Here is a 20445-nt window from a genome sequence, read left to right as displayed (position 1 = left end):
CCGCGGCCACCCCGATGGCCACTGCGTTCACGGACAAGCCGGACAACACGCCGTTCACCGTCGTGCCCAACCGGACCTCGCTGACCCTCGGCGTGAGCCCGGAGCCCACCTGCGGTACGGACACCCCGGCCCCGCAGAACAAGGCAGCGGCGGCCGCGCCCACGACGACGGCCGTCCCGGCAGCGCAGCAGCCGGTGGCGGACGAGTGGAAGAACTGGGCCTCCAAGCAGCACTTCACCGGCCCGAACGCCAAGCCGGACGCCGCCAACCCGGCCCAGATGGACCGCTTCACCTGGTACCAGACCTACAACTTCTCCAAGCCCTACCCGGGTGACAAGAAGATCTACGCGCCCAAGGACGTCCCCGGCGCCTACCTCCCGTCCTCCGAGAACGACTGACGCAGTAGGCCGGTCGGCATAGCCTGACCGTCGTCAGATGGCCCCCGGCCGGCATCCGCCGGTCAGGGGCCATCTGCGTTTTCCACAGGGGTGCGGGGGGGACGGGTGTCGGCCGGCGTGGGGGGCCGATATTCGGGTTCCGCCGACGCGGGCGGGAGTGAACGGCGGACGGGACCGTACGAGACGCAGCCGGAGACGCTTCAACTCGCGCCGGTGCCGGGCGCCTCGTCCGCGGCGCCACACGCTCAACAGCCTCAAGTGGGCCGTGCTCGTCCCGGTGGTGGGCGTGGCCGGCGGTGCCCTCGGCCAGTACCCCTATGGCATGTGGGCAGGGGTCCCCGTCATGCCGGCCGCGGCGGCAGCCGCCACCGTGGTGGCCGGTGGCGCGTGGCACCGGGCGGGGGCAGCGACGATCGCTTCCTTCGCCTCCCTCGCACTGCCGTTCGGCGCGAGGCCGGCGTCTACGAAACGTACGTCAAGGAGTCCGGCGACCGGGTGCACACCGTGGTGACGGACATCGTCGCGGCGTCACGGGTGAGCGGTAGGCGGGTCTCCCGCCGTCAGCCCAGTCGTTCCGTCAGGAAGTCCTCCCACGTTCGCTTTCCCAGGTCCGCTCCGTCGTCCAGGGTCAGGTTCGCCCCCGCCCGGTATGCCCGGCCCGCCTTTCCCGGGATGCGCAGCGGAAGTGCCGGGCGGTTTCGGCGGCCGCGCAGGCGGAGGTAGGGGGCGGCCAGGGCCGCGATGTCGTAGAGCTTCGGGCCCGCCAAGTCCGGGACGAGGCCCGACGGTTCACCCAGCGCCAGTTCCGACAGCCGTGCCGCCACCTCCCGCGCGTCCACCGGCTGCAGACGCAGGCCACCCGGTACCGGCAGGACGGGCAGCTTCGTCAGCTTCTCGACCATCGTCAGGGCCAGGTCGTGGAACTGGGCCGCCCTCAGCGTCGTCCACGCGATGCCCGACTCCGCCACGGCCCGCTCCGCCGCCAGCTTCGAGCGCAGCCACGCCAGCGGGACGCGGTCCGCTCCGATCACCGAGATGTACACGAGATGCCGTACACCTGCCGCCGACACCGCCCGGACCAGGTTGCGGGTCGCCACGTCGTCGCCCTTGGGGCCGCCCGCCAGGTGCAGCACGATCGCCGCACCGGACACCGCCGCCGCTACGCCCTCGTCGGCCAGCAGGTCGCCGGTCACGTACTCGACGCCGTCCGCCGGCGGGCGGGCGTGCCGGGTGAGGATCCGTACGTCCTGTCCGGCCGCCCGCAGCATCGGGACGACGTGGCCGCCCAGGGTGCCCGTACCACCGGTGACCAGGATGGGGGACGTTGTCGTCGTCATGGCTGTCACTGCTCCCTCGTCGTGCGGGGCCCTTCGCGAGCCCCTTCCGCCCCTATGAACCGCGGCGGCGAGGGAATGTGACAGCCCGGCTCAACTGCCGCTGCCGTACGGCCGCGTGAGGATCTCCAGGTTGTGTCCGTCGGGGTCGTCGAAGTAGACCCCGCGGCCTCCGTCGTTCCTGTTGATCTCGCCGGAACGGCTGTGCAACGGGTCCGCCCAGAACGTCAGCCCGGCCTGCTGTACTCGGCCGAAGATCGCGTCGAAGTCGTCCTCCGTGACAAGGAAGGCGTAGTGCTGCGGGGTGACGGCCCCTGGCGTCTCCATGTAGTCCAGGGTCACGCCGTTCGGTATCTCGACGGGGACGAACGGGCCGAACTCCGGGCTGGGTTCCAGCCCGAGGATGCCGGCGAGGAACTCCGCCGAGGCGTGTTTGTCGTGCGCGGCGACGATGGTGTGATTCAGCTGCACGGTCATCGTGAGAACCTCCCTCCCATCCAACATACTCCGCCACGAAGTTAGGTAAGGCTTAGCTAAGTCACACCGGGAATCTCTCGTACGACAGCAGAAGGCCCCGCTGGTAGAAACCACCGGGGCCGCCCTGTCGCGCCGTGCTCAGATCGTCGCCGTGTCGATCACGAACCGGTAGCGGACGTCGCTCGCCAGCACCCGCTCGTACGCCTCGTTGATCTGGTCGGCGCTGATCAGCTCGATCTCGGCGCCCAGGCCGTGCTCGGCGCAGAAGTCCAGCATCTCCTGGGTCTCCGGGATGCCGCCGATGCTGGAGCTGCTCAGCGTGCGGCGGTTGCCGAACACCGAGGAGAGCAGGATGTTGACCGGCTCCTCGGGGATGCCGACGTTCACCATCGCGCCGTCCGTGCGCAGCAGCGACAGGTACGCGGTGAAGTCGAGCGGCGCCGACACCGTGTTGAGGATGATGTCGAACGTGCCCTTCAGGTCCTCGAAGGTCTGCGGGTCGCCGGTCGCGTAGTAGTGGTCGGCGCCCAGCTTCAGCCCGTCGTCCTTCTTGCGCAGGGACTGCGACAGCACCGTCACCTCGGCACCGAGCGCGTGCGCGATCTTGACGCCCACGTGCCCGAGGCCGCCGAGACCGACGACGGCGACCTTCTTGCCGGGGCCGGCGTTCCAGTGGTTGAGCGGGGAGTACGTCGTGATGCCCGCGCACAGCAGCGGCGCAGCCTCGTCGAGCGCCAGGCCGTCGGGAACGCGGACGACGTAGTTCTCGTCGACGACGATCTTCTGCGAGTAGCCGCCGTAGGTCGGCTCGCCGTCCTTGCCGATGCCGTTGTAGGTCATCGTGGCGCCGTTGGTGCAGTACTGCTGGAGGCCCGCCTTGCAGTTGTCGCAGACACGGCAGGAGTCGACCATGCAGCCGACGCCCACACGGTCGCCGACGGCGTACCGGGTGACACCGGGGCCGACCTCGGAGACCACACCGGCGATCTCGTGACCGGGCACCATCGGGAAGTTCGCCCTGCCCCAGCCCTCGCGGACCTGGTGGATGTCCGAGTGACAGATTCCTGCGAACTTGACGTCGATCAGGACGTCGAACTCGCCCACCGCGCGCCGTTCGATCGTGGTCCGCTCCAGCGGTGCCTTCGCGGCGGGCGCGGCGTACGCAGCAACAGTGGTCATGCCGGGTTCTCCTAGCGGGGGATTTGTGCCCGGCTGCCTTCTGACCGGGTACGGAACCAGCGTGCCGTATCCGGCCGAGCCCACCCAGACCACGCTTCTGCCTACGTCCACCGGTCCTACCACTGGCGGGGTCAGGTTCCCCTGTGCGTACGACCAGGAATACTGGACGTATGGACATAGAGGCCGAAACCACCGGCCGGACCCTGGACCGGCGTGCCGAGCTGAGCGAGTTCCTGCGCAGCAGGCGGGCCCGGCTGAAGCCGGAGGACGTGGGGCTGCCGGACTTCGGGCGCCACCGGCGGGTGCCCGGACTGCGCCGCGAGGAGCTGGCGCAGCTGGCCGGGGTGTCCGTGGCGTACTACACGCGGCTCGAGCAGGGCAACGGGCGGAATGTCTCCGCGGAGGTGCTCGACTCGATCTCCCGGGCCCTGCGGCTCACGGACGCCGAGCACGCCCATCTGACCCACCTCGCCAAGCCGAAGCAGCACAAGAAGAAGCCGTCCGGGCGGACGCAGCAGGTCCGGGGGTCGCTGAGGCAGCTCCTCGACACGGTCGACGGCGTCCCGGCGTACGTCACCGGGCGGCGCTCGGAGATCCTGGCGTGGAACCGGATGGCGGCGGCGGTCTTCGGTGACTGGGGTGACCTGCCGGTCGCGGAGCGCAACTGGGCACGGCTGGTGTTCCTGCGGCCCGACTACCACGACCTCTTCGTCGACTGGGAGCAGAAGGCGATCGACATCGTCTGCGCCCTGCGCATGGACGCCGGCTGCTATCCGGAGGACCCGCGCCTGTCCGCGCTCGTCGGGGAGCTGTCCGTGAAGAGCGCCGACTTCCGGCGGCTGTGGGCGACGCACGACGTCAAGGAGAAGAGCCATGGCGTCAAGCTCCTGCACCACGCGCTGGTCGGCGAGCTGTCCCTGAACTACGAGACGTTCAAGGTCGCCGACGACGGCGACCAGAGCCTGTTCGTCTACCACGCGGAACCGGGGTCCGCGTCGGCGGACGCGCTGCGGCTGCTGGCGAGTTGGGGCACGGACGCGTCCCGCGCGGTGCCGTCCGTGTGAAGTCACCGGAGCTGAGGCAGCCGTAGCCGGGGGCTGAGTGACACCGAATCCGGCGTTCTCATGCTTCTCTTATTACGGCCTTATCAAGTCATCACGGTCCTTCCCTAGCTTGCGGGCCATGTTCTTCACCTACCTGAGGCGCGAACTGCGCCGCCGCAGAAAGGCGGCCCTCGTCGTCGCCTCCGGACTCGCGCTGGGCATCGCGCTGGTCATCGTGGTCAACTCCGTGTCCAACGGGATGGGGAAGGCCCAGGAAAAGGTCCTCCAGTCGCTCTACGGACTGGGTACGGACATGACGGTCTCCAAGGCCGCCAGCGCCGACAGCAGCAGCTCGCAGCGACCGCGCTTCCAGTTCGACGCCAAGGGCAGTCACGACGACTCGACGCAGAGCAGCGACCGGGTCATGGTGCAGGGCTTCAGCACTCTCGCGTCCTCCACGGTCACCAAGGTCGCCGACCAGGACGGCGTCGCCGGCGCCATCGGCGGTCTGAACCTCCGGGTGTTCAAGGTCAGCGGCCAGTTCACCCGCGGCCAGTTCCAGCAGAACGACAACGGCGGCGGGTTCCAGCGCGGCGGCCCCAGCGGCGCACCGCAGGGCGAGGTCAGGGGCGGCGGCGCGAACTTCGACATCAACCAGTACAGCGTCTACGGCACCGACGTCACCGAGTCCACGCTCGGCCCGCTGACGTCCTCGAAGATCACCAGCGGTCGTACGTTCAAGACCACCGAGACGAACGCCAAGGTGGCCGTCGTCGACTCGGCGTACGCCAAGGAGAAGAAGTACAAGGTCGGTTCGACCGTCACGATCAAGGGCACCAAGTTCGCGATCGTCGGCATCGCCACCGCAGACAGCGGGGACTCGGCGGCCAACCTGTACATCCCGCTCAAGCAGGCGCAGACCCTGGCCGACGAGAAGAACAAGGTCACCACGATCTATGTGAAGGCGACCGACTCGCAGCAGATCGACGCCGTCAAGAGCGCCATCCAGAAGAACGTCTCCGGTACGACGGTGACCACCTCCGCCGACCTCGCCAAGACGGTCTCCGGCTCGCTGTCCACGGCGTCCAGCCTCGCCACCAACGTCGGCAAGTGGCTGTCGATCGCCGTCCTCGTGGCCGCGTTCCTGGTCGCCGGCCTGCTCACCTCGTCGGCCGTGTCCCGGCGGGTGCGCGAGTTCGGCACGCTGAAGGCGCTGGGCTGGCGGTCGGGGCGGGTGACCCGGCAGGTGGTCGGTGAGGCCGTCGTCAACGGTCTGGTCGGCGGTGTCCTCGGGATCGCGCTGGGCCTTGCGGGCGCGTACGTCGTCACGGCGATCAGCCCGACGCTGCAGGCGCAACTCGGGGCGGCCGGGGCGAACGCCGGTGGTCCGGGTGGCGGGGGCGGCGGCGGTGGCGGTGGCTTCGGCGGTCCCGCTCGGCAGGCGACCCGATCGCTGGAGGTCGCGCTCACCGCGCCGGTGAGCCTGACGACGATCGCGCTGGCCGTCGGACTCGCGGTGGCCGGTGGGCTGATCGCGGGGGCGTTCGGCGGGTGGCGGGCGTCGCGGTTGCGGCCGGCCGATGCACTGCGCCGTGTCGAGTAGCTGACGCTCGCTGTGGCCCCCACCACCCCCCTCACACATCCCCGGAGTTGCATCCACCATGTACGAACTCAGAAACGTCACCAAGCGCTACACCCGGGGCAAGGACACCGTCCACGCCCTCGACGGAGTCGACCTCACCATCGGCGACGGTGACCGTCTGGTCATCCAGGGCCCCACCGGCGGCGGCAAGTCCACGCTGCTCCAGATGCTCGGTGGGCTCGACCGGCCCACGTCGGGTGAAGTAGTCCTCGACGGAACCGACTTGGCCAAGCTCTCCGAGGCCCGGCTGACCAGGGTCCGCAGTGAGAACATCGGCTTCGTCTTCCAGTCGTTCAACCTCATCCCGACCCTCACCGCACAGGAGAACGTCGAGACCGCGCTCGTTCCGCTCGGTGTGAAGGCGAAGGACCGGCGCGAACGGGCCGCCGACGCACTGAAGTCGGTCGGGCTCGGTGAGCGCCTCGGACATCTCCCCGGCGAGATGTCCGGCGGCCAGCAGCAGCGCGTCGCCATCGCCCGCGCCCTGGTGAAGCAGCCGAAGGTGCTGCTCGCGGACGAACCCACCGGCAACCTCGACGAGGGCATGCGCGACGAGATCATGGACGTACTCGAACGCATGTGGAAGGAACACGGGTTGACCTTCATCATGGTCACCCACGACTCCGCCATCGCGAAGAAGGCGCCGCGTCTCGCGACGATCCGGAAGGGGAAGATCACGGTCAAGGAGAACGTCTGACACCCCCGCACGCGGCGCTCAACTTCGCGGTCGTGTAACGGAGTTCCCGCGACGGGATCACAATCTCCCGTTTCGCTTTCTCACCCTTCTCTCATCTGTTGAGCCCGCTGATCACCCCCCGGCATACTCCGAGTTCCGGGGGGTGACGCACATGCGCACGGGACCATCCCCGGTCGGGTGAACGGGGAATTCGCCCGGTACTCCATCTCCCAGGGGGAGTCTTGCGCAGACAAGTGAAGAGCGCGGCCGTGGCCACCGTCGCCACCGCCGCGGCCGTCGCCCTCGCCGCGGGAACGATCACCCCGGCGTCGGCGAAGCCCGAGCAGCGTGCCTCGGCCGCCGTTTCGGCAACGACCACACCGACCGTAAAGCACCGCATCACCCTGATCACCGGCGACCGGGTCGCCGTGGACGGTAAGGGCCAGGTCGTCGGCCTGGAGCGGGCGAAGGGGCGCGAACACATACCCTTCCAGGTCCGCAAGGCCGCCGGGCACACGCTCGTCGTTCCGGCCGACGCGGCCCGCCTGGTCGCCTCCGGCAAGCTCGATCAACGGCTGTTCGACATCACCGAGTTGAACCGGCCCACCAGCCGCGCGTCCCAGAAGCACGGCCTGAAGGTCATCGTCGGATACAAGAGCGGCGCCACCGCCGCGACGAAGGCCGACGTACGCGACGCGGGCACCCTGCGCCGCAGCCTCAAGTCGCTCGAGGCGGACGCCGTCCAGACCCCGGCCCGGGACACGACCGAGCTGTGGGACGCGGTCACCGACGGGGACGAGGCCGCCTCCGGTATCGCGCACGTCTGGCTCGACGGCGTGCGCAGGGCGAGCCTCGACAAGTCCGTGCCGCAGATCGGCGCCCCCAAGGCCTGGGCGGCCGGCTACACCGGCAAGGGCGTGAAGATCGCCGTCCTGGACACGGGTGTCGATGCGACGCACCCGGATCTGAAGGGCCAGGTGACCGAGTCCAAGAACTTCTCGGGAGCCGCCGACGCCACCGACCACTTCGGCCACGGCACGCACGTCGCGTCCATCGCGGCCGGTACGGGTGCCAAGTCGGGCGGCAAGTACAAGGGTGTGGCGCCGGACGCCAGGATCCTCAACGGCAAGGTCCTCGACGACGACGGCTTCGGCGACGACTCGAGCATCCTCGCCGGCATGGAGTGGGCGGCCCAGCAGGGCGCCGACGTCGTCAACCTGAGCCTCGGCGGCTACGACACTCCGGAGATCGACCCGCTCGAGGCCGAGGTCGACAAGCTCTCCGCCGAGAAGGGCGTTCTGTTCGCGATCGCCGCGGGCAACGAGGGCCCGGAGTCGATCGGTTCGCCGGGCAGCGCGGATGCCGCGCTCACCGTCGGCGCCGTCGACGACAAGGACATTCTGGCCGACTTCTCCTCGACCGGCCCGCGCACCGGCGACGGTGCGATCAAGCCGGACGTCACCGCGCCCGGCGTCGACATCACCGCCGCCGCGGCCCCGGGCAGCGTCATCGACCAGGAGGTCGGCGAGAACCCGCCCGGCTACCTGACCATCTCCGGTACGTCGATGGCGACCCCGCACGTCGCAGGCGCGGCCGCGCTCCTCAAGCAGGAGCACCCCGACTGGGGCTACGCCGAGCTGAAGGGCGCCCTCACCGGTTCCACGAAGGGCGGCAAGTACACCCCGTTCCAGCAGGGTTCGGGCCGTATCCAGGTCGACGAGGCCGTCAAGCAGTCGGTCGTCGCCGACCCGGTGTCGGTGAGCTTCGGCATCCAGCAGTGGCCGCACACCGACGACAAGCCGGTCACCAAGCAGCTGACGTACCGCAACCTCGGCGCCAAGGACGTCACGCTCACCCTGGCCGCCACCACCACCGGCCCGAAGGGCCAGGAGGCCCCCGCGGGCTTCTTCACGCTGGGCGCGACATCGCTGACCGTCCCGGCGGGCGGCAGGGCCTCCGTCGACCTCACCGTGAACACCAAGCTGGGCGGCACCCTCGACGGCGCCTACTTCGCCTATGTGACGGCGACGGGCGGCGGCCGGACCGTCCGCACGGCCGCCGCGGTGCAGCGCGAGGTGGAGTCGTACGACGTCACGCTCCATGTCATCGGGCGGGACGGGAAGCCGGCGACGTACTACAACGTCGACCTGACCGGCGTCGCGGGGCCCGCGAACGGCCGTGACTTCGTGCCGTACGACCCCTCCGGCACGGTGAAGGTGCGCGCGCCCAAGGGCACGTACATCCTCAACTCCGCGGTGTTCGTGGACCCGGAGGACCCGGCCGAGGGCGCCGACTGGCTCGCGCAGCCGAAGCTGACGGTCGCCAAGGCCACGACGGTCACCCTGGACGCCCGCAAGGCCAAGCCGGTGGACATCACGGTGCCGGACACGGCCGCCAAGTCGGCGTTCGCCTTCACGGAGTACGACGTGACGACGGCCGACGGCCTGTACGGCTTCGGCTGGTTCCTGGACTCGTACGACGACTTCCACACGGCCCACGTCGGCCCGCAGATCACCGACGGTTCCCTCACCCAGCAGTGGGACGGGCACTGGACCAAGGGCGACACGGACCAGTACGACACCACCGCCGGCGCCCGGGTCAAGCAGCTCGCCACCGGCTACACCCGGCACTACAAGGCGGGCGAACTCGCCACGGTGAAGGCCCGTCTGGGCGCCGCGTCGAGTGGCAAGAAGGGCTCGGTCAGCGCGGTCGGCTGGCTGCCCGGCGCCAGCGGCGCCTCCTCGATCGGCGTCGCGCAGCCCCTCCCGGGCACCCGCACCCTGCATCTTTCCACGCAGGGCGGCGTGATGTGGGAGATGGAGTTCGAGCAGGACGGCGGGGTCGACGAGGACGGCTTCCCGATCTCGGAGGCGTACTACACGCTGGGTTCGGCGCAGACGTTCAAGGCGGGGCAGACCTACTCGAAGACGTTCAACACCGCCGTCTTCGGCCCGCATCTGAACGCGGACTTCGGTCTGTACCGCGAGAGCAACAAGATCTCCGGCGTGATCCCGCTGTTCGCCGACAGCAGCAAGCACGCGGGCTCCTCGGTGTTCACGAAGGTGACGACGACCCTCTACCGCAACGGCACCGAGGTCGGCACCAACAAGGACCCGCTGTTCGGCGAGGAGAGCTTCAAGGTGCCGTCCGGTGACGCCGAGTACAGGCTCACCACCTCGGTGATCCGGTCGGTCAAGGTCGCGGCGGCGTCCACGCGGATCGACGCGAGCTGGACCTTCCGCTCCAAGAAGCCGTCCGGCAGCGCCCCGGCCAAGCTCCCGGCCTCCACGGTCCGCTTCAACGCCAAGACCGGCCTGGACAGCCGGGTCGAGGCCGGTAGGACGGTCACGTTCCCGGTCACCGTGGAGGGCGCGGCAGCGGGCCGCAACCTGAAGTCGCTCTCGGTGTGGGTGTCGTACGACTACGGCCAGACCTGGAAGAAGCTCCAGGTCCGCGGCGGCAAGATCACCGTCAAGAACCCGGCGAAGGGCAAGGCCGTCTCGTTCCACGCCAAGATCGCCGACAAGAAGGGCAACAGGTCGACGATCTCGATCTACAACGCGTACTACGCCAAGTAGTCCGGGTAGTCGGCGGACGGGGGCAGGCCGCACGCGCGGCGACATCGCACCAGACCGTCTTACGGTCTGCCCCCTGGTCCACGCCCCACCGCAAGGCAATCGCGCCGACGAGTGCGGGACCTCGGCCCGACTCGTCGGTGACGGCGGCGCCCAACCGGAGGGGACCTCCACGAGCAGGGACACGGAGCGGCCCGTAGGACGGCTCCCGGCGCGCGTCACGGCACGGGCCTCACGCCGCAGACCGGCCCGCTCAGGAACGGAACGCGGAGACGGTCCGCGCCCTCGACGCGCTCGCGGTGTGACAACACAGAGGCGGCTGCCCCCCCCCGAGGGGCAGCCGCCTCTGTGTCAGTCAGCCGCAGGTGTACAGGTCGCGGCGATCACGGTCAGACCGCCGAACCCGCCTTCCACTGCGCCCAGTCCATGTTCCAGCCGTTGAGGCCGTTGTCCGGGGCCACCGTCTTGTCGCCCGTGTTGGAGATGACCACGACGTCACCGGTGATCGAGTTGTTGTAGAACCACGCGGCGGGCATGCTGGGGTCGTTCGCGCCCTTCTTGTCCTGCAGGCCCACGCAGCCATGGCTGGTGTTCACGCTGCCGAAGACCGAGGGGGCGCCCCAGTAGTTGCCGTGGATGAAGGTGCCGGAGTTCGTCAGGCGGATGGCGTGCGGCACGTCCTTGATGTCGTACTCGCCCTTGCCGTCGTCATCGGTGAAGCCCACGGTCGCGCCGTTCATGCGCGTCTCCTTGAACTTCTCGGACATCACCATCTGGCCCTGGTAGGTCTTGTTGTCGGGCGAACCGGCGGAGATCGGGATGGTCTTGACGACCTTGCCGTCCTGCGTGACCTTCAGCTGCTTGGTCTTCGCGTCGACGTACGACACCTGGTTGCGGCCGATGTGGAAGGTGACCGTCTTCTGCTGCACGCCGTAGACGCCGTTCGCCCCCTCGACGCCGTCGAGCGCGAGCTTCAGCGTGACGGTCGAGTTCTCCTTCCAGTAGTCCTGCGGGCGGCAGTCCATGCGCTGGGTGCTGAACCAGTGACAGACGACCTCCTGCCCGCTGCTGGAGGTGACCGTGATGCCCTTCTGGACGGCGGCCTTGTTGGTGATCGCCTTGTTGAAGTTGATCGACACCGGCATGCCCACGCCGACGGTCGAGCCGGCCTCGGGCGTGAAGTTGCCTATGAAGCTGTTGGCCGGGGAGACCGTGGTGAAGGACGCGTTCTCGTGCGCGACGAGGCCCTTGGCGTCCTTGGCCTCGGCAGCGACCTTGTAGGTGGTGGAGCGCTCCAGCTGGACGCTGGGCTTCCAGGTCTTCTTGTCGGCGGACAGCTGGCCCTGGACGTCGGCGCCGTCGGCCGTCGTCATCGACACGCTCGTCAGCGTGCCCTTGTTGACCGTGACGGCGGCCGAGTTGTTGATGGAGGCATTGTCCGAGCCGTCCTTCGGCGTGATCGTGATCTCGGCCTCGGACGCCTTCTTGGCGGCCGCCTCGTCGACCTTCGACTGGGAGGTGTCTCCGTTGCCGTTGTCAGAGGACTTGGCGTCGGCACCGGAACATCCGGTGAGCACCAGGACACCACCGAGCAGTGCGGACGCGGCCATCAGACCCTTGCGCCGCTTACTGTCCGTCATCACACGCTTCTCCATCATTGCCGAATCCGCGAAACCCCGAAAACCCCGTTTTGAATCATCAACGCTACGACCGGTTCGTCCCGTTCCACACCCCTCGTAGATGTGGGGCATCCCACGTCGAGCGGAGGGAAGGGTGGTGCAGCAGTCGGTCCGTGCGCCCCCTGAGACGACGAATCCCCGGACGGCGGTTGCCGCCCGGGGTCACGTTTTCCCCAAGAAGCTCAGCCGATGCCGTCCTCTTCTTCGTCGTCGTCATCATCCTCGTCGAGGTCCCACGCGGGCGAGTCGGGGTCGTACTCGATCCGCTCGCTCGACCAGGAGGCCTGCTGGAGTTCGACCCCGGGCACCTCACTGACCAGGTCGAACGGATCCACGAGATACGCGAGGGCCTCCGCCGTGTCTTCCGTCACAGCGGCCTCGGCGTGGACGCGCTCCTCGTCGGGCATGTCGATCTCACCCGCGAGGCGGTCCAGCGCCCGCTTGGTGACCGCCTCCGCGTCCTCGACCTCGAGGACGAGCTCCACCTGAAGGCGTACAAAACGTGATGTCTCTGGAGTGCTCATGCCCGGAGCGTACGGCCGAAACCGCCCGTGACTTTCCCGTGACCCGCGATTTTCACTAACATCGCCTCACACGGCCAATTCGCCAGCGTCACAAGGGGATCGATATTCCGTGTCATCCGTGCGCCGCCCGCTGCTGACCGCCACCGCCGCGGGCACCCTGCTCGCCGCCCTGTGGTTCGTCCCGTCCGCCAACGCGACCCAGGGCGAGGCGTCGAGAGGGCAGTCCACGGCGGCGCAGGTCACCCAGCAGGCCCGAGCCGTGTCCGTGGCCACGACGGAGACCGCCGCGGACTCGGTGGAGGACACCACCCGGCTCGCCGACACGGGAAGCTTCGACACGACGCCGTACGTCGTCGCCGGCACGCTCCTCCTCGGGGTGGGCGCCGGGTTCGTGGTGTATTCGGTACGCCGGGAACGTCTGGGGCTCTGACGCCGGTTGACGGTGTGTCGGCTCCGGGCCCGAGCGGCCGAGCCGAAGTGACGCGAAGGGGACCCCGATTGCGGAGCCCCTTCCGCTTTCCGCTACTGCAGCGGCCCGGTGACCTGCTCCACGGCGGCCACGAGGGCTCCGTCCCGCACGAACGCGTCGGCGGCGGCGAGGTCGGGCGCCAGGAAACGGTCGGGACCCGGCCCCTTGACTCCCGCGGCCCGTACGGCCTCGATGACGGCCCGCGACGCGGGCGCCGGGGTAAGCCCCTCGCGCAACTCGACGGCGCGGGTGGCGGCGTACAGCTCGACGGCGATGATCCGGGTCAGGTTGTCGACGGCGGTGCGCAGCTTGCGCGCGGCCGACCAGCCCATGGACACGTGGTCCTCCTGCATGGCGGAGGACGGGATGGAGTCCGCGGAGGCCGGTACGGCGAGCCGCTTCATCTCGCTGACCAGGGCGGCCTGCGTGTACTGGGCGATCATCAGCCCGGAGTCCACACCGGCGTCGTCCGCGAGGAACGGCGGCAGCCCGTGGCTGCGGTTCTTGTCGAGCAGCCGGTCGGTACGGCGCTCGGCGATGGAGCCGAGGTCGGCGGCGGCGATGGCGAGGAAGTCGAGGACGTAGGCCACCGGGGCGCCGTGGAAGTTGCCGTTGGACTCCACACGCCCTCCCCCAGAGCCGAAAGCCTGGGAGGTGCCCCCAGGGAGCACTACCGGGTTGTCCACGGCGGAGGCCAGCTCGCGCTCGGCGACCAGACGGGCGTGCGCGATCGTGTCCCGGCCGGCCCCGGCGACCTGCGGGGCGCAGCGCACCGAGTACGCGTCCTGCACGCGCGGCGCGTCGTCCTGGTGATGTCCGGTGAGCTGCGAATCCTTCAGTACGGCCAGCATGTTGGCGGCGCTGGCACCCTGGCCGGGGTGCGGGCGGATGGCATGCAGCTCGGGCGCGAGCACCTTGTCGGTGCCGAGGAGCGCCTCGAGGGACAGGGCGGCGGTGACGTCGGCGGACTTGTAGAGGGTGTCGAGGTCGGCGAGGGCCATGATCAGCATGCCGAGCATGCCGTCGGTGCCGTTGAGCAGGGCGAGACCCTCCTTCTCGCGCAGCTCGACCGGCTCGATGCCGTGCTCGGCGAGCAGCTCGCCGGCCGGGCGGACGGTCCCGTCGGGCCCCTCGGCGTCGCCCTCCCCCATCAGGGTCAGCGCGCAGTGGGAGAGCGGGGCCAGGTCGCCGGAGCAGCCGAGCGAGCCGTACTCGTGCACGACCGGGGTGATCCCGGCGTTCAGCACATCGGCCATGGTCTGCGCGACCTCGGGCCGCACCCCCGTGTGCCCGGAACAGACGGTCTTGAGGCGCAGGAACATCAGGGCGCGTACGACTTCCCGCTCGACGCGCGGTCCCATGCCGGCGGCGTGCGAGCGGACGATGTTGCGCTGCAGCTGGGCGCGCAGTTCCTGGCTGATGTGCCGGGTCGCCAGGGCGCCGAAGCCGGTGCTGACGCCGTAGACCGGATCCGGCTTGGCCGCCAGCGCGTCCACGATCTCGCGGGCCGCCGCGAGGGCGGCCACCGCCTCGGCCGAGAGCTCGACGCGGGCGCCGCTGCGCGCCACGGCGAGCACGTCGGACTCGGTGACACCCGACGTCCCCACCACCACAGTGTGCATATCCATATTCAGGAGCGTACGCATTGAATGCGGTGGTGTCACTAGTGGGATCGGGGTCTGCCCCTTACCGCAGCTCGGCGGTCACGGCCGCCGCCCACGGAAGCGGCGCCGCTCCGCCGGTGCGCTCGGGGAGGGCTCGTCCGCGAGCCGGATCACCGGGTCGTCGGGGCCCGCGCGCCCCGCGACGACCGGCCGGTCCGCGCGCATCGCCTTGGCGCGGTACTGGGCCGCGTCGGCCAGCCGGAACAGCCGGCGGGCCGAGCGCACCGGCCCGATGGGGTCCTCGGTGGAGGCGACCCCGCAGGCGACCCCGTCACCCAGCTCCAGCTCCGCGGCGCGACGGCACAGTTCGTCCGCCGCCTTGGCCACGTCGTCGGCCGGGGGCCCGACCGCGAGCAGACAGAACTCGTCGCCGCCGAGCCGCGCCGCCAGCGCCCCCGGCAGCATCGCGCCGCACAGCGAGAGCACGGAACCGAAGCGTTCGAGGAGGCGGTCGCCGACGGCGTGCCCCTGGCTGTCGTTGACCCGCTTGAGCCCGTTGACGTCGCAGACCACGAGGCTGACCACGACGCCCTCCCTGCGGTGCCGGTCGATGGCCTCGTCGAGGTGCGCGTCGACGGCGCGGCGGTTGGCGAGCCCGGTCAGGGAGTCGGTGTACGCCAGCCGTCTGGCCTCCTCCAGCCGTTCGGTCTGCGCGATCCCGGCGGCGACGACGGCCGCCAGGACGGTGGCGAAGTCGGCGTCGGCCCGGCCGAAGACCGGGGCACCGACCGGGCGCGCGACATACAGCTCACCCCAGGCACGGCCGTGCAGCACGATGGGGGCGACCACGCAGGAGCCCCGGCCGCGGCGACGCAAAGCGGCGACGCGCTGATGGAAGTAACCGGGGGTGCCCGCGGTAGGGCCCTCGGCGGTCTCGACCCAGGCGTTGGGACCGCCGCCGCCCGCCCAGCGCTCGTGCAGGAACTCGGTGATCTCGGGGAACTGGTGGACGGGATAGGCCTCGCCGTCCGGGAACTCCTCCTCGTCCGGCGCCCGCTCCCCCACGTTCACGAGGACCCTGAGCCGCCCCAGCTCCCGCTCCCACACCGACAGCGCGGCGAAACTGCCGTCCAGCGCCCGGCACGCTCCCAGCGCGGCGGCCCGCCACGACTCGGGCGGGGTGTGCGCCGCCGCCATCCCCTGCGCCAGCGCCACGACCGCCGCGAGCCGGTTGTCCTCACCCATCACTCCAGGTTAAGGACGTTTTGGTTGAAACGGGACATTGGTACGGCGAACAGGTGGGCCGACGGACGTCGGCACCGCCCACTTCACTCCCCGGGCCACTCCGGCTTCCGCTTCTCGTTGAATGCCGCCACGCCCTCGGCTCGGTCGCCCGAGAAGGCGACCGAGCGCCACGCGGCGTCCTCGACCTCGAGACCGGCCCGCAGATCGAGGCCGTGCCCGAGCCGCAGCGCCCGCTTGGCGGCGCGCAGGCCGACCGGCGAGTTGGCGGCGATACGACCGGCGAGCGCGAGGGCCTCCGTACGGTCGGCGCCCTCCTCGACCAGCTGGTCCACCAGCCCCAGCTCACGCGCCTCGGCCGCCTCCAGCCGCCGCGCCGAGAAGATCAGCTCGGCCGCCCGCGCCGCGCCGACCCGCCGCGGCAGCAGCTGCGTACCGCCGCCGCCCGGGATCACACCCACGGACACCTCGGGCAGACCGACGACGGCCGTACGGTCGGCCACGATCAGATCGCAGGACAGCGCCAGCTCGAAACCGCCGCCCAGCGCGTAGCCGTGCACGGCGGCGATCGTCGGCATCGGGAGCTCCAGTACGCCGGTGTAGGCCCCGCGCGCGACCGGGCGCTGCCGGACCAGTTCGGCGTCGCTGAAGGAGTTGCGCTCCTTGAGGTCGGCGCCCACACAGAACGCCCGTTCGTGCGAGGAGGTCAGCACGACGACCCGTACGTCGCGGTCGGCGCCCAGCGCTGCGCACGCGCCGCCGATGGAGCGGGCCATCCCGGTGGAGACGGCGTTCATGGCCTTGGGCCGGTCCAGCACCAGCTCAGCGACGTGACCGTGCCGCCGTACCAGCACGAACTCCCCGAACCGCTCCTCGCTCATGACACCCTCCGGTTAACGTGGGTTAACTTCTGTCGTCCCGATCATCGCAGTCAAGCCCTGCTGGGGAAAGTGGCATCCCGGCACTCCCCGTTCGAGTGACATTTCGCCCGACCCCGGCCCGTTGGCACACGAATGCGCCTAGCGTGCGCTCCACCACGGCGCATTCGGGGGGCGCGCGGCGGGCGGGATCCGGGGAGGGATCGCGATGACGGAGAAGCGTACGGGTGCGGGGTCGGGCGGCGGTTCGAGTCCTGGTGGACGTGCGGGCTTCGCCGCCGGGAGGCGCGCGAACGCGGGGGGCGGCGGGGGTTCGGGCTCGGCTTCGGGAGCGAGTTCGGGCTCGCATTCTGGGGCGAGTTCAGGTTCGCGTTCGGGCGCCGGTCCGCGGGCCACCGGCGGGCCGGGTTCGGCGGGGGCGCGCGCGGAGACGGGGGCGGGGGCGGGATCTCTCACGGGTACGGAGGGCTCGGGCGCACAGTCAGGTGCCTCGCGTGCCGACGCCGGCGAGGGCACGGAACGCCCTGACGGCCGCCGGCCCGATGCACCGAGCACGGACTCACGAGCGGCCGCCTCCAACGCGGGCGCACGTCCGAAGACAGGGGCTGCCCGCACGAAGACGGGGGTTGCCCGCCCGAAAGCCACGTCCACGGAATCGGCCAAGGACACCGCTCCCACGGGCGCCCGTCCCGCCACCTCGGGAACTTCGCGCGCGAACCCCGGTGCCGAAGCCGAAGCCGAGCAAGGCCTCGCTCGGCGTGGGCGGCATCGCAAGCCTCGGCACCGGAAGGTGATGCTCGCTGCCGGGGGGCTGGCGCTGGCCGCCGGGGTGCTCAGCCTCGTACGCGTCGCGCCCGAGTCGGGGGTCGGTTCTCCCGGCACCGCGGAGGCGGAGCCCCGGCTGGACACGGGCGGTGCCACCGACCGCTCCACGCATACCGCCGCCACGGCCGCCGGCGTTCCGACGGCCCGCCCCACCACGACCTCGGCGATGGGCGGCGTCAGCGCCACCCCGACCCCGGGCGCGACGAGTGCACGGCCGCTCACGACCCCGCCGACGCCCGCGGCCACCGGCTCGGACCCGGCGGCTGCCGTACCGGGTGATTCCTCGGCCTCCCCCACCGTCCCGGCGACGACCGGCGCCCCCGCGCCCCCGGCCACTCAGTCCTCCGCGCCACGCCCTGCCCCGACACCCAGCCAGAGCACCAGCAGCCCGCAGCCGGCCCCTCCCGGGGGGCTGTGCCTGCCGGTCATCGGCTTGTGCGTGGACCTTTTCGGGGCCGGGCAGCACCCCTGACCAAGGTGTCAGGACTCGCTGTCGCGCCGGGTGAGCAGCCACGGTTCGACGACGCCGAGTCCGCGGACCGGGCGCTGCCACATCGGCTGGAGCGCGAAGCGGTACGTCGGCGGTTCCTCGCCCTCCTTCTCCGCGGCGGCCGCGGCCTCCGCCTCCGAGGCGGGTGCCTCACCCGTGCGGATCAGGTCCTCGGCGAAGGCGCTGTCGACGAGCACGGAGTCGCGCGGCGCTATCGACGTCAGTCGCGACGCGAGGTTCACCGTCGTACCGAACACGTCGCCCATCCGGGTGGTCACCGTGCCGAAGGCCATGCCGACGCGCAGCTCAGGCATCGTCTCGTCGTGCGCCATCGTCTCGATCAGGCGCAGGGCGATCTCCGCGGCCGTACCGGCGTCGTCGGCGGCGTAGAGCACCTCGTCGCCCAGGGTCTTGATGAGCCGGCCGCCCCGCGCGGCCACCAGGTCGGCGGCGGTCGTCTCGAAGGCCTCGACGAGTTCGCCGAGCTCCTCCTCCTCCATACGGCGGGTCAGCCGGGTGAAGCCGACGAGATCCGCGAAGGCGACCGCGAGCCGCCGGTCGACCATCTCCTCGTCGTCCCCGGCCTGCACGACCCGGCCGGTCGCGGCGGCGAGCTGACGGCGCCAGACGTAGACGAGGAACTCCTCCAGCTCGGGCAGCAGCAGCTCGACCAGGGGATACGTCACCTCGGTGCGCGTCATGCCCGGCTCGGGAGGCTCGGTCAGGCCCTCCAGGAAGGAGTCGATCTGCCACTCGGCCAGACGGGCGGTGGTCTGCCCCGTGGACCGGGCCACCTGCACCGCCATGGCCTCGCTCAGCAGGCCCGCCTCGACCAGACCGGCCAGGCGCCGCAGGGCCAGTACGTCGGCCTCCGTGAGCGCCTTGGCCTGCCCGATGTCGGCGAAGCCCATCGCCCGCCAGAAGCGGGACGCCAGCTCCATGGAGACACCGGCACTGCGAGCGGCCTGAAACGGGGTGTAGCGCCGCTCGGCGCCCAGGATCAGGGTCTCCAGGCGCAGGGCGAGCGGGTCTTCCTCGACGGAGTCGGCGGCGTGGGAGTCCCCCTGCTCGAGTGAGTTCGAGAGAGGAGGGTCCACCCGGCCGTCCGCGCCCGCGCCGGAGCCCGTGTCGTCGACGGTCACGCCTGCTGCCCTTCCGATCTGCCGCGGTCACGTATCGACCGGCCTCAACTCTACGGCAGGTGTGCGCCAGCTCACTCCGTCGGGTTCCGCCGAGGTCCACTCCCGTCACCGGTCCAGACCACAGCGGCACCCCGCAAGCGCGGCCGAGCGAAAGCGCACCCCGCCCGGCCCAACGCCGCTCACCGCTCACGCAGGTCGCAAGTGCACGATGTCTCCCGCGCCCACCGGTTCCTGGACTCCGTTCTCCGTGGCCAGGATCAAACGGCCGTCGCCGTCGATCGCCACCGCCTCCCCCGTGATCGCCCGGTCTCCCGGAAGTTCCGCCCGCACGACACGCCCCAGCGTCGCGCAGCCCGCCGCGTACGTCTCCTGGAGTCCGCTCACAGCCGGGTCGCCGCCGGCGGAGCGCCAGCGGTCGTACCACTCCTCGAGCGACCGCAGCATCGCCCGCAGCAGCGGATCCCGGTCCGTCGTCACCGCTCCCGCCAGCGCCAGCGAACCCGCCTGCGGTACCGGGAGTTCGTCCGCGCGGAGCGAGACGTTGATGCCGACTCCGATCACGACCCCGTCGTCCCCGGCCCGCTCCGCGAGGATCCCGCCGGCCTTGCGCTCCTCCCCGCCGACGGTCACCAGGACGTCGTTGGGCCACTTGAGCGCCGTATCGACGCCCGCGGCCCGCGACAGACCGGTCGCCACGGCCACGCCGGTGAGCAGCGGCAGCCAGCCCCAGCGGGCCACCGGGACCTCCGTCGGGGTGAGCAGCACCGAGAAGAACAGGCCGGAGCGCGGCGGTGCCGTCCACTGGCGGTCGAGGCGGCCCCGCCCCGCCGTCTGCTCCTCGGCCACGAGCACCGCACCCTCGCCCGCCCGGCCGTCCGCCGCCCGGCTGACGAGGTCACTGTTGGTGGAGCCCGTGCGCTGCACCACCTCCACCTCGGACCACAGCCCGCCTTCCCGCACCAGCCCCCGCCGCAGCGAGGCGGCGCCGAGAGGCGGGCGGTCCAGGTCGGACCATCGATTACTGTTCGGCTCAGAGGCATCGCGCGGCGTCATGCAAGCCACCCTAGGTGTGTGAAACGCCGCACTGCCGACTGGCAGGCACCCCATTACGCTACGGATGAGTAACCGTCCCCCCTTTTGAGCAGGCAGGGAGCCGCATCCCGATGTCCGAGCCGGAAGAGCGTCACGAGATCGACATTCATACGACCGCTGGGAAGCTCGCGGATCTCCAGCGCCGTATCCAGGAGGCGACGCACGCCGGCTCGGCA

At 70.7% G+C, this 20445-nt stretch carries 16 protein-coding genes and 1 pseudogene; 7 read left to right on the top strand and 10 right to left on the bottom strand.

The genetic code is table 11. The features are described 5' to 3' along the window. Positions 1 to 398: pseudogene (locus IEZ19_RS45220) on the top strand (phosphoesterase); the annotation flags it as partial. Positions 399 to 958: 560 nt separating this feature from the next. On the opposite strand, the gene IEZ19_RS45215 reads toward IEZ19_RS45220, so the two are convergent. The 3 genes from IEZ19_RS45215 to IEZ19_RS45205 all read right to left on the bottom strand — a co-directional run bounded on the left by IEZ19_RS45215 (position 959) and on the right by IEZ19_RS45205 (position 3388). Next, the gene (locus IEZ19_RS45215) at positions 959 to 1735 is read right to left on the bottom strand and encodes an SDR family oxidoreductase (RefSeq protein WP_189317219.1); all 777 of its coding nucleotides are present in this window, start codon (positions 1733 to 1735) and stop codon (positions 959 to 961) included. A gap of 90 nt (positions 1736 to 1825) precedes the next feature. Beyond that, positions 1826 to 2209: a VOC family protein gene (locus IEZ19_RS45210; protein WP_189317218.1), complete on the bottom strand. Its 384-nt coding sequence runs from the start codon at positions 2207 to 2209 to the stop codon at positions 1826 to 1828. Between the two features lie 138 nt (positions 2210 to 2347). Continuing rightward, positions 2348 to 3388 carry an NAD(P)-dependent alcohol dehydrogenase gene (locus IEZ19_RS45205; protein ID WP_189317217.1) on the bottom strand — a complete coding sequence of 347 codons (1041 nt, stop codon included), beginning with the start codon at positions 3386 to 3388 and terminating at the stop codon, positions 2348 to 2350. Between the two features lie 170 nt (positions 3389 to 3558). Here IEZ19_RS45205 and IEZ19_RS45200 point away from each other — a divergent pair, with 170 nt between their 5' ends. The 4 genes from IEZ19_RS45200 (at position 3559) to IEZ19_RS45185 (ending at position 10327) form a co-directional block, all read left to right on the top strand. Next, positions 3559 to 4452, top strand: a complete 894-nt coding sequence (locus IEZ19_RS45200; RefSeq protein WP_189317216.1) for a helix-turn-helix domain-containing protein — start codon at positions 3559 to 3561, stop codon at positions 4450 to 4452. A gap of 118 nt (positions 4453 to 4570) precedes the next feature. Continuing rightward, a complete protein-coding gene (locus tag IEZ19_RS45195; RefSeq protein WP_189317215.1) occupies positions 4571 to 6034 on the top strand; it encodes an ABC transporter permease in 1464 nt (487 codons plus the stop codon). A gap of 58 nt (positions 6035 to 6092) precedes the next feature. Next, on the top strand, positions 6093 to 6770 hold the full coding sequence (locus IEZ19_RS45190; RefSeq protein WP_189317214.1) for an ABC transporter ATP-binding protein: 678 nt from the start codon (positions 6093 to 6095) through the stop codon (positions 6768 to 6770). A gap of 221 nt (positions 6771 to 6991) precedes the next feature. Next, positions 6992 to 10327, top strand: coding sequence for a S8 family peptidase (locus tag IEZ19_RS45185; protein ID WP_373297155.1), 3336 nt, complete (start codon positions 6992 to 6994; stop codon positions 10325 to 10327). Between the two features lie 386 nt (positions 10328 to 10713). On the opposite strand, the gene IEZ19_RS45180 is transcribed toward IEZ19_RS45185, so the two are convergent. After that, positions 10714 to 11964 (bottom strand): L,D-transpeptidase, encoded by a 1251-nt coding sequence (locus IEZ19_RS45180; protein WP_189317213.1) that lies wholly within the window; start codon positions 11962 to 11964, stop codon positions 10714 to 10716. Positions 11965 to 12185: 221 nt separating this feature from the next. Beyond that, positions 12186 to 12527 carry a hypothetical protein gene (locus IEZ19_RS45175; RefSeq protein WP_189317212.1) on the bottom strand — a complete coding sequence of 114 codons (342 nt, stop codon included), beginning with the start codon at positions 12525 to 12527 and terminating at the stop codon, positions 12186 to 12188. Between the two features lie 109 nt (positions 12528 to 12636). Here IEZ19_RS45175 and IEZ19_RS45170 point away from each other — a divergent pair, with 109 nt between their 5' ends. Beyond that, the gene (locus tag IEZ19_RS45170; RefSeq protein ID WP_189317211.1) at positions 12637 to 12957 is read left to right on the top strand and encodes an LPXTG cell wall anchor domain-containing protein; all 321 of its coding nucleotides are present in this window, start codon (positions 12637 to 12639) and stop codon (positions 12955 to 12957) included. Between the two features lie 92 nt (positions 12958 to 13049). Here the strand turns inward: IEZ19_RS45170 and hutH are convergent, their stop codons facing one another. From hutH to IEZ19_RS45155, 3 genes are all read right to left on the bottom strand, one after another. Further along, on the bottom strand, positions 13050 to 14618 hold the full coding sequence (gene hutH / locus IEZ19_RS45165; RefSeq protein ID WP_189317220.1) for a histidine ammonia-lyase: 1569 nt from the start codon (positions 14616 to 14618) through the stop codon (positions 13050 to 13052). Positions 14619 to 14699: 81 nt separating this feature from the next. Next, positions 14700 to 15845: a GGDEF domain-containing protein gene (locus IEZ19_RS45160; protein WP_189317210.1), complete on the bottom strand. Its 1146-nt coding sequence runs from the start codon at positions 15843 to 15845 to the stop codon at positions 14700 to 14702. Between the two features lie 83 nt (positions 15846 to 15928). After that, positions 15929 to 16723, bottom strand: a complete 795-nt coding sequence (locus tag IEZ19_RS45155; RefSeq protein ID WP_189317209.1) for an enoyl-CoA hydratase/isomerase family protein — start codon at positions 16721 to 16723, stop codon at positions 15929 to 15931. Between the two features lie 790 nt (positions 16724 to 17513). On the opposite strand from IEZ19_RS45155, the gene IEZ19_RS45150 reads away from it, so the two are divergent. Further along, positions 17514 to 18017, top strand: a complete 504-nt coding sequence (locus IEZ19_RS45150) for a hypothetical protein (protein ID WP_229841581.1) — start codon at positions 17514 to 17516, stop codon at positions 18015 to 18017. 8 nt (positions 18018 to 18025) lie between these two features. On the opposite strand, the gene IEZ19_RS45145 is transcribed toward IEZ19_RS45150, so the two are convergent. Both IEZ19_RS45145 and IEZ19_RS45140 read right to left on the bottom strand, forming a co-directional pair. Further along, positions 18026 to 19177: an adenylate/guanylate cyclase domain-containing protein gene (locus IEZ19_RS45145; RefSeq protein WP_189317207.1), complete on the bottom strand. Its 1152-nt coding sequence runs from the start codon at positions 19175 to 19177 to the stop codon at positions 18026 to 18028. A gap of 186 nt (positions 19178 to 19363) precedes the next feature. Next, complete coding sequence (locus tag IEZ19_RS45140) at positions 19364 to 20230, bottom strand: biotin--[acetyl-CoA-carboxylase] ligase (RefSeq protein WP_189317206.1); 867 nt, start codon at positions 20228 to 20230, stop codon at positions 19364 to 19366. Between the last annotated feature and the right edge of the window lie 215 nt (positions 20231 to 20445).

Source organism: Streptomyces brasiliensis, from assembly GCF_014647875.1.
GTDB classification, from domain to species: domain Bacteria; phylum Actinomycetota; class Actinomycetes; order Streptomycetales; family Streptomycetaceae; genus Streptomyces; species Streptomyces brasiliensis.
The sequence above is the reverse complement of the archived record's forward strand: the minus strand, read 5'-3'. Positions and strand labels throughout refer to the sequence as shown.

What these genes read in the sequence shown, in the direction of transcription:
- IEZ19_RS45180 (WP_189317213.1), bottom strand. Translation starts at nt 11,964, where the DNA reads ATGACGGACAGTAAGCGGCGCAAGGGTCTGATGGCCGCGTCCGCACTG.
- IEZ19_RS45175 (WP_189317212.1), bottom strand. Translation starts at nt 12,527, where the DNA reads ATGAGCACTCCAGAGACATCACGTTTTGTACGCCTTCAGGTGGAGCTC.
- IEZ19_RS45200 (WP_189317216.1), top strand. Translation starts at nt 3,559, where the DNA reads ATGGACATAGAGGCCGAAACCACCGGCCGGACCCTGGACCGGCGTGCC.
- IEZ19_RS45205 (WP_189317217.1), bottom strand. Translation starts at nt 3,388, where the DNA reads ATGACCACTGTTGCTGCGTACGCCGCGCCCGCCGCGAAGGCACCGCTG.
- hutH (WP_189317220.1), bottom strand. Translation starts at nt 14,618, where the DNA reads ATGCACACTGTGGTGGTGGGGACGTCGGGTGTCACCGAGTCCGACGTG.
- IEZ19_RS45150 (WP_229841581.1), top strand. Translation starts at nt 17,514, where the DNA reads ATGCTCGCTGCCGGGGGGCTGGCGCTGGCCGCCGGGGTGCTCAGCCTC.
- IEZ19_RS45215 (WP_189317219.1), bottom strand. Translation starts at nt 1,735, where the DNA reads ATGACGACGACAACGTCCCCCATCCTGGTCACCGGTGGTACGGGCACC.
- IEZ19_RS45140 (WP_189317206.1), bottom strand. Translation starts at nt 20,230, where the DNA reads ATGACGCCGCGCGATGCCTCTGAGCCGAACAGTAATCGATGGTCCGAC.
- IEZ19_RS45210 (WP_189317218.1), bottom strand. Translation starts at nt 2,209, where the DNA reads ATGACCGTGCAGCTGAATCACACCATCGTCGCCGCGCACGACAAACAC.
- IEZ19_RS45155 (WP_189317209.1), bottom strand. Translation starts at nt 16,723, where the DNA reads ATGAGCGAGGAGCGGTTCGGGGAGTTCGTGCTGGTACGGCGGCACGGT.
- IEZ19_RS45190 (WP_189317214.1), top strand. Translation starts at nt 6,093, where the DNA reads ATGTACGAACTCAGAAACGTCACCAAGCGCTACACCCGGGGCAAGGAC.
- IEZ19_RS45160 (WP_189317210.1), bottom strand. Translation starts at nt 15,845, where the DNA reads ATGGGTGAGGACAACCGGCTCGCGGCGGTCGTGGCGCTGGCGCAGGGG.
- IEZ19_RS45195 (WP_189317215.1), top strand. Translation starts at nt 4,571, where the DNA reads ATGTTCTTCACCTACCTGAGGCGCGAACTGCGCCGCCGCAGAAAGGCG.